Raw genomic sequence first — 7051 nt, 5'->3', positions numbered from 1 at the left:
CCGACCGACGGCCGACTTCACCGAAAGCCCGGCGATGAGCGAGGCCGATTGCGTGGCAGCGCTCCGCAAAGGCTATGAGGCGGTCGATCCGGCGGCCGACCTTCTGGTCGCGGGCGAGATGGGGATCGGCAACACCACCGTCGCGGCAGCCCTTGCGGCTGGGCTTTTCGGCGGCAGCGGCTGGGCGGGCCGGGGCACTGGCGTCGATGACGCAGGGTTGGCCCGGAAGGAAGCGGCGGTCGCAGCGGGCCTTGCCCGGCACAAGGACGCCCTCGGCGATCCGCTTCAGGTCCTCCGCTGCCTTGGCGGGCGCGAGATTGCGGCCATGGCCGGCGCCATCGCCGGGGCGCGGATGCATCGGATTCCGGTGATCCTTGACGGTTTCATCGCCTGCTCGGCGGCGGCGGTCCTCGCCAAGACGGCTCCGGGGGCGCTTGACCACTGCGTTGCGGGCCACCTGAGCGCCGAGGGCGCGCACGGGCGTCTTCTGGAGCATCTGGGCAAAGAGCCGCTTCTGTCGCTTGGCCTCCGTCTTGGCGAAGGCTCGGGCGCTGCGCTGGCGATCGGGGTGCTGAAGGGCGCCGTTGCCTGCCATTCCGGCATGGCGACCTTCGCCGAGGCGGGTGTGGCGGCGGGGGGCTGAGCGCCCCCCCCAAGTTCTAACGAAATCTTAACGGAACGTTATAAGACATTGATATCATGCGCATAGTCCCAGCGTAACTCAGCGTTACGCTGGACCCATCACGCCTTCGGCATCTTCAGCGCAAGAAGCCTGCCGCCCTTCTGGTAACGGACCTCGGTCTCGGTGATCGCCTTGACCGTGCCGCCATCGATCCGGTCGCCGACCTTGACCTTCTTGTACTTCCCGTTCGACTGCCGAACCAGCGCATAGCGCCGCGAGTCGGTGCCATAGGTCCCGATCAGGTTGATCTTGCCCAGGTTGATCGCGTTCTTGTACGTCGCCTGCTTGGCCACGCTCGCCTTCGTCGGGATCGACGGCGCAGCACTGGCCGTCTCGGGCTCATCCGCCTCGTCAATCTCTTCCGGCTTCGCCTCCGGCGCGGCGGCAACCTCGACCACCTGCTCCTCGGGTGCAGGCTCACGGACGGCGGCGGCAACGGCAGCCTCGACCGCGTTGCTCAGGTCGGCCGGGCGGGCCGCAGGGCGCATGGAGATCGCCACGACCGACGGGTTCTGCGCCTCAAGCGCCTCGGCTGCGGCAAGCTGGGCTTCCGCCTGGGCGGTCAGCGAGGCGCCCTGCGCGCCAAGGTCAGCGGCGTCAGCGCTTGCCGGGGTAACGGTCGCAGCGGCAGAGATGATGCTGGCGGGGCGCGGCAGGGGGCGGAACCCGGCGAATTCGACCGCGGCTTCAGTCGTGACCTGCGCGTCGTCGTTCGTCGGCGGAGCCAGGGTTTCGGGCCGCGAGCGGGGCCGGAACCCGGCCATGGCCGGATCGGCTGCTGGTGCCGGGCCGACCTCCACAGGCTCGGTGCCAGGGGTAACAAGCGACGCATCGGCGGGCGAGGCAGGTGTGCCTTCCGGCGTGGCGGCAGGGGGTGCCACGGCTGCAGCCGCCAATGCGGCGGCCGTTGCTGCTTCGCTGCGGGTCGGCGGGACGAGAGGCGGTTTCCCGGCGATCAGCATCACGCCGTCGGGGCTGACGATGCCTTCAGGCGTGGGGATCAGAAGGCCGTTCGCGTCGAACTGATAGACCGTTCCCGGCTCCGGCGGCGGCATCACCGGGTCAGGCAGAAGATCGCGGGATTCGGTGAGGGCGGGCAGCGCCAGGGCATCGAGCGCGGGGGGCGGTGCGTCCATGGCGGACAGGAAGATCTCATCCTGATCCTCGACCGGCGGGGTGGCGGCGGTCACATCCGTCGCGACAGCAGTGTCGGGTGCAGGTTCGGGCACGGGCTCGGCTGCCGCTTCAACAGTGGGGGGCTCTGCGGCGGGCGGCTCAGCCACGGCGGTCTCTGCGGCGGGAGCCTCCACCACCGGGGTCTCTGCGGCGGGTGGCTCGGCAACGGGGGGTTCGGTGGCAGGCGCCGCCTCGGTCACCTCGGTCGCAGTCTCTTCGCCACCGATGTTGACGGGCAGGCTTTCGGTTGCAAGCTCGCCCGGATCGGCTTCGGTGACAGTTGCGCCTGCCGCTTCGGGCAGAGGCGCGGTCATCCCCTCGGGGTCCTGCATGTCCGCAAGCATCTCGTCGCTGACATCCGGCATGACGTCCGCCGCGGAAGCGTCATCCGCCGTCGATGGCGCATCGCCGCCGAGATAGAGCGACGACCAGGCCCCGACGAGGGCCAGGAACAGCAGAAGGAGCCCGACGAGCACCATGAAGATCGTGCTTGTCCGTTTCCGCGCCGGAGCCACCGAGCCGAAGGTCCCCCCCGGACGCGCGGGGGATTTCACCGTCGTCGGGCCAGCACTTGCCGGGCGGGGAATGTCGACGCCCTTGGTCTTGGGCTTGGTGCGGGTGCCGGGGATGGACGGGGCCGTGACGAGGCCGACGAAGCCCTTCGCAGGGGCGGGCCGGGCGATCGCAGCTCCGGCCCGGGCCGCGGCAGGCGGGGGGGCGACGGGGCGGGTGATCCCCTCGACCGGTCGCTTCGCGGGGGCGGGGGGCGGAACGGCGGTGTTCCGGCGGCTGGCGAAGGCCATCATCGCCGCCGAGGGCGGGGCAGCCGGAACGTCGTCGCTCAGATCATCAGCACCCAGTTTCCGCGCAGCCAGGGCGGGTGCCGGGTCGTCGTCGGTTTCGGGGAAAGCCGAGGTATCGGTGACATGCGCGAACGGAGCTTCGTCCGGTTCGGCCTTTTCGACGACTTCTGCAGGCGCCGTCGGCGGCGTCTCCAGAGCTTCGGCCAAGGCGACCTCGGCGGTCTGCGGTTCCTTCTCGGCTTCGGCCACAGCGACCGGGGCGGGCTCGGGCTCGGCCACGACCACGGGTTCCGCTTCCGGCTCGTCGGCGATGTCGTCGATCTCGGGTGTCAGCGGTTCGACCACAGGCGGAGGCGCGCTTTCGGCAACCTCCTCCGGAAGATCGGCATTAAGCGCTTCTTCCAGCCCGGGCAGAGGCTCTTCCTCTTCCGGAACAACCTCTTTGACGACCGGCGTCTCCACGGGTTCCGCCGCCACGGCAGCCACGGCGGGCTCGGCCTTCGGCAGCTCGCGGTGCAGGACGCTTACCGGCTCGCGGTCGCGCTCGACAGTCTCATCCTCGGCCAGAAGGGTTGCCGCAGCGGCGGTCGGGCCGAACCATGGCTCGCCGACAAAGGTGCCCTCTTCCGGGATCGCCACCAGCGAGACCGGGTTCAGCCGATGCTCGACCGCGAAGGCCTCGGCCTCGTCCAGCGTTTCTTTGGCGACGACCGCGACCTTGACGGTCGCCCCCTTGCCCGACCAGTCGAAGACCAGGTCGGCCACGTCATAAGGTGTACGCCCTTCCAGCGCGGTGGCGATCTGCCGGCGCTTTTCGTCGCGGCTCGGGCCGGGGGCATGAACCTCGGTGTAGAGGATCTGGCCGTTCGGCACGATGATCTTGGTCGCCACGCCCATCGGCGATAGCCCCAAGGCCGTCTTGCGCAGGTAGTCCAGAGCTTCGTTCAGGTCGGGCGCGTCAAACGCCACTTCACCGATGGAAAGCCAGCCCTTCGGCGTTCGGTGCAGTAGCCCGATGGCGTCACGGGTGAGGTCAAGTGCAAATGTTGGTTTCATGTCGCGGGTCTAGCACGGATCGTCGAGGCGCTGGAACGTGCCCCAGCCGGTTGTCGCATGATTAGAGCAGCTTTTTGCCGAATGAAAGGGAAACGGCCAAGGAAGCCATTGCGGCGTGCGTCACAAATGCGAAATGTCACGCCAATTCAAGGAGAATTCCCATGCGTGCGCTTTCTGCCCTGATCCTGTCCACCGCGCTGGCCATGCCCGTTGCGGCCCCCGCCCTTGCCGAGGATGCCATGACCCGTACCATCAGCGTGACCGGTACCGGAACGATCGAGGCCGTCCCCGACATGGCGACGCTGATGATCGGCGTGACCACGCAGGCCGACACTGCCGCGGCCGCGCTGGCGGCAAACTCGGAAGCGACCGATGCGGTGATCGCGCGGCTGACCGCTTCGGGGATCGAGGCGCGCGACATGCAGACCTCGAACCTGTCGATCAACCCGAACTGGACGGGCTACGACAGCTCGACCCCCGCGATCTCGGGCTATATCGCCACGAACTTTCTGACGGTCCGGATCCGCAAGCTCGATACGACCGGGGCGGTGCTGGATGCAGCGGTCACTGATGGGGCCAACACGCTGAATGGGCTGACGTTCGGCCTTGCCGATCCGGAACCGGCCTACAACGAGGCCCGCAAGGAAGCGGTCGCCGATGCCCGTGCGAAGGCCCAGCTTCTGGCCGAAGCAGCCGGGGTCACGCTTGGGCCCGTGGTCTCTATCACCGAGGGCGGGGCGATGATGGACCCGGCGCCGATGTACCGGCAGGACGCCGCTGCCGTGCCGCCCGTGGTTGGTGGCGAGCTTGGGCTTAGCGCGAACGTGACGGTGGCCTTCGAGATCGCCGAATAAGCATCGCCTTGAAGTTGCGGCCAAGGGGCGGAATTCGCAAGGATTCCGCCTCTTTCTGTCATCATTTGGCCCAAGTCGCCCGGCAGATAAGGCGCAACCAGAAAATAGGCAGGAGCAGCCGAAATGATACCGATACGCGGGCCGATCAGTCTGTTGATCGTTGCCGTCCTGTCGATATCGGTTGCGGTGTTTGTGGGCGTCACCCGCTACAGGCTTTTTGAGAGCGTATTGCCGATGGAGCTCATTGCCGCCATGGATCGCATGGCCGGAAAGGCAGATGCCGCCGCTGGCGAAGACGAACCGCCGACCAAGAAGACGTTCTCGTTCGGCGACGGCGCCGGCCAGTATCTCAGCGACAGCCCTGACGGCCTGCTGGCGGACGGCCCGATTGCCGCGCTGCAGGGAAACGTGCCGACCTATGTCGATGACGTGATCACCGGTTACTCGACCACGGTGGACGACGACATTCCTGCAGAAATCACCGCGATACGGCCGATCACCGGGTGCCGCCTCACTGCGCCGCAGGATGGAACCGCGGTCGGCCACGTCACTGCCGGGCGCAGCAATCTTGAGCTGGCGCTTTCGACTTACAGTGACGTCGAGCTTGCCGAGGCGGTTCAGCTCTTCGTGAACGACTACCGCGCGGGCGGGCCGGACAAGGCCGCCGATACCCCCGCTCCGTCCTACCAGGCCTATGACGTTGCGGTGACCGAGACGCGGGTGCCGGTCTATCTGGTCCTGGAAAACCGCTCGGGCAACCGGATCTGGAACATCCATGTGGCCGAAGGCGCGCGGGTGGAACGGGTTGTGCTTCTGGGCGGGGCCGAGGCGGGCGTCGCCAACCTTGATCCGGTCGTCCCGGTCGAGGTGATCCTTGGCAGTGGTCTGGAGGAGTGCGGCATCCGTCCTGCCTACACCCTGAACTCGGGTCATGAGCTCTTCCAGTCGATCACCAGCGGCGCGATGTCGAAGGCTGAGGGCGAGGCGAAGCTTGCCGCGCTTCGGGATGCGGTCACAGCGTATGACATATGGTTCCGCGACAGTTTCGGCGTCGTGGCCGGGGAGACCCGCGCGGGCTTTGACGCGGGCACCATCTCGGTCGTGGGTCCGGTTCCGGGCGAGGCCGACCCCAAAGCGACCTACGCCCCGATCCAGGGCGCGAGCCTTCGCACCACCCGGGATACCTATCTCGAGATCCTTGGCCAGGTGCCGGAGGGCGAGGATTTCGCATCCCGCGTCAGGGCTATCGCGACCACCTTTGCTTTCGGCGACCTGAATTATCTGCGCCAGGGGGCGAAGTTCTGATGCTGCGCCTGCTGATTGGAACGGGCCTTCTGCTGATGGCCGTGGGCTTCGGGGCCGCCGGCTGGCAATACTGGCAGGCGATGCCCGGGTCTGAGGCGTCAGGTACGCCCGAAGCTGAAACGGCTGCACCCGCGCGGGACCGCTGGCTGATCTCGCCCACCGGCGGGCTTGTGCCGCAGACCGACGTGCAGGCCTATCTTGTGCAGGACCGTTACGTGCCCAGCCGGACCGTTCTGGTAACGCGTGAGGCCAGCCTGAACGATCTTCTGGCTGAAGGCGAAACTCTGCCTGAGACGGCCTATCTCCAGGTGCTTGCCGACATCCGGGCCCCACGTGTTGCCGAGGGCCTCTGTGCTTTGCTTCTGCAGTCCATCGCGTCGGATTGCGCGGTGAACGCGGCGCGGGTGGTCGAGGGCAGCGTGGACCCTGACCGCGGGACCGCCATGTTCCGGCTGGAGCTTGTCTATCGCCTGGCGAATGCCGAGGCCGAGTTGCCGGACCTGGCCGCCAACGTCTTCGGGCTCGAGGTCTTGGACCTTGAGGTTCCGTCCGAGGGCAGTGCAACCGCAGATGCAGCCCTCGCGGCGATCCTGCAGGCAGCGACCGATGCCTGTGCAGCGGAGGGCAGGGGACAGCTTTGCCGGCCGCTCCGCTTCAGCCTGAACTGGGTCCCCGGCCAGCCGGTCACTGCGCGCGCCGAGCTTGGCTGGCTTGACCCTCTGCCCGAAGGGATGTTCGTGGCGCCGCCGCTCGAGCCCGCTTCCGGGGGCTGAGCAGCGGCGCGTTTTGCCTTAGGCGGTCGCTTTCGCCAGCGCCTGGTCGAGATCGGCGATGATGTCCTCGACATTCTCGATCCCGATCGAGACCCGCACCATATCGGGCGCGGCCCCCGCCTTGACCTGCGCGTCTTCTGAAAGCTGCCGGTGCGTGGTCGAAGCCGAATGGATGATCAGGCTCCGTGTGTCGCCCAGGTTCGCGACATGGCTGAAGAGCTTCACGTTGTCGATCAGCTTGACGCAGGCCTCATAGCCGCCCTTGACCGTAAAGGTGAACAGCGCCCCCGGCCCCTTCGGCGTGATCATCTTTGCGAGGTTATGATAGGGCGAGGACTTGAGCCCGGGGTAGGTGACCTGGCCGACCCGCGGGTCCTGTTCCAGCCAGTCCGCGACGATCTG

General features: G+C 67.5%; 6 protein-coding genes. 4 read left to right on the top strand and 2 right to left on the bottom strand.

Annotated elements, in window-relative coordinates:
* On the top strand, positions 1-643 hold a 643-nt coding region (locus ACRCSW_RS07370), incomplete at its 5' end, for a nicotinate-nucleotide--dimethylbenzimidazole phosphoribosyltransferase (RefSeq protein WP_438703853.1).
* 98 nt (positions 644-741) lie between these two features.
* Here the strand turns inward: ACRCSW_RS07370 and ACRCSW_RS07365 are convergent.
* Positions 742-3717 carry a hypothetical protein gene (locus tag ACRCSW_RS07365; RefSeq protein WP_438703851.1) on the bottom strand — a complete coding sequence of 992 codons (2976 nt, stop codon included), beginning with the start codon at positions 3715-3717 and terminating at the stop codon, positions 742-744.
* A gap of 161 nt (positions 3718-3878) precedes the next feature.
* Between ACRCSW_RS07365 and ACRCSW_RS07360 the strand changes: the two genes are divergently transcribed.
* From ACRCSW_RS07360 to ACRCSW_RS07350, 3 genes are all read left to right on the top strand, one after another.
* Complete coding sequence (locus ACRCSW_RS07360) at positions 3879-4571, top strand: SIMPL domain-containing protein (protein WP_438703849.1); 693 nt, start codon at positions 3879-3881, stop codon at positions 4569-4571.
* Positions 4572-4694: 123 nt separating this feature from the next.
* Positions 4695-5876 (top strand): hypothetical protein, encoded by a 1182-nt coding sequence (locus ACRCSW_RS07355; RefSeq protein WP_438703848.1) that lies wholly within the window; start codon positions 4695-4697, stop codon positions 5874-5876.
* Positions 5876-6649, top strand: coding sequence for a hypothetical protein (locus ACRCSW_RS07350; protein WP_438703846.1), 774 nt, complete (start codon positions 5876-5878; stop codon positions 6647-6649). The genes ACRCSW_RS07355 and ACRCSW_RS07350 overlap by 1 nt, the downstream gene beginning before the upstream one ends.
* A gap of 18 nt (positions 6650-6667) precedes the next feature.
* On the opposite strand, the gene ACRCSW_RS07345 is transcribed toward ACRCSW_RS07350, so the two are convergent.
* A partial coding sequence (locus ACRCSW_RS07345; protein WP_438703844.1) for a PLP-dependent transferase occupies positions 6668-7051 on the bottom strand: 384 nt, incomplete at its 5' end.

It is taken from the genome of Tabrizicola sp., assembly GCF_051645465.1.
Taxonomy (GTDB): Bacteria; Pseudomonadota; Alphaproteobacteria; order Rhodobacterales; family Rhodobacteraceae; genus Tabrizicola.
The sequence above is the reverse complement of the archived record's forward strand: the minus strand, read 5'-3'. Positions and strand labels throughout refer to the sequence as shown.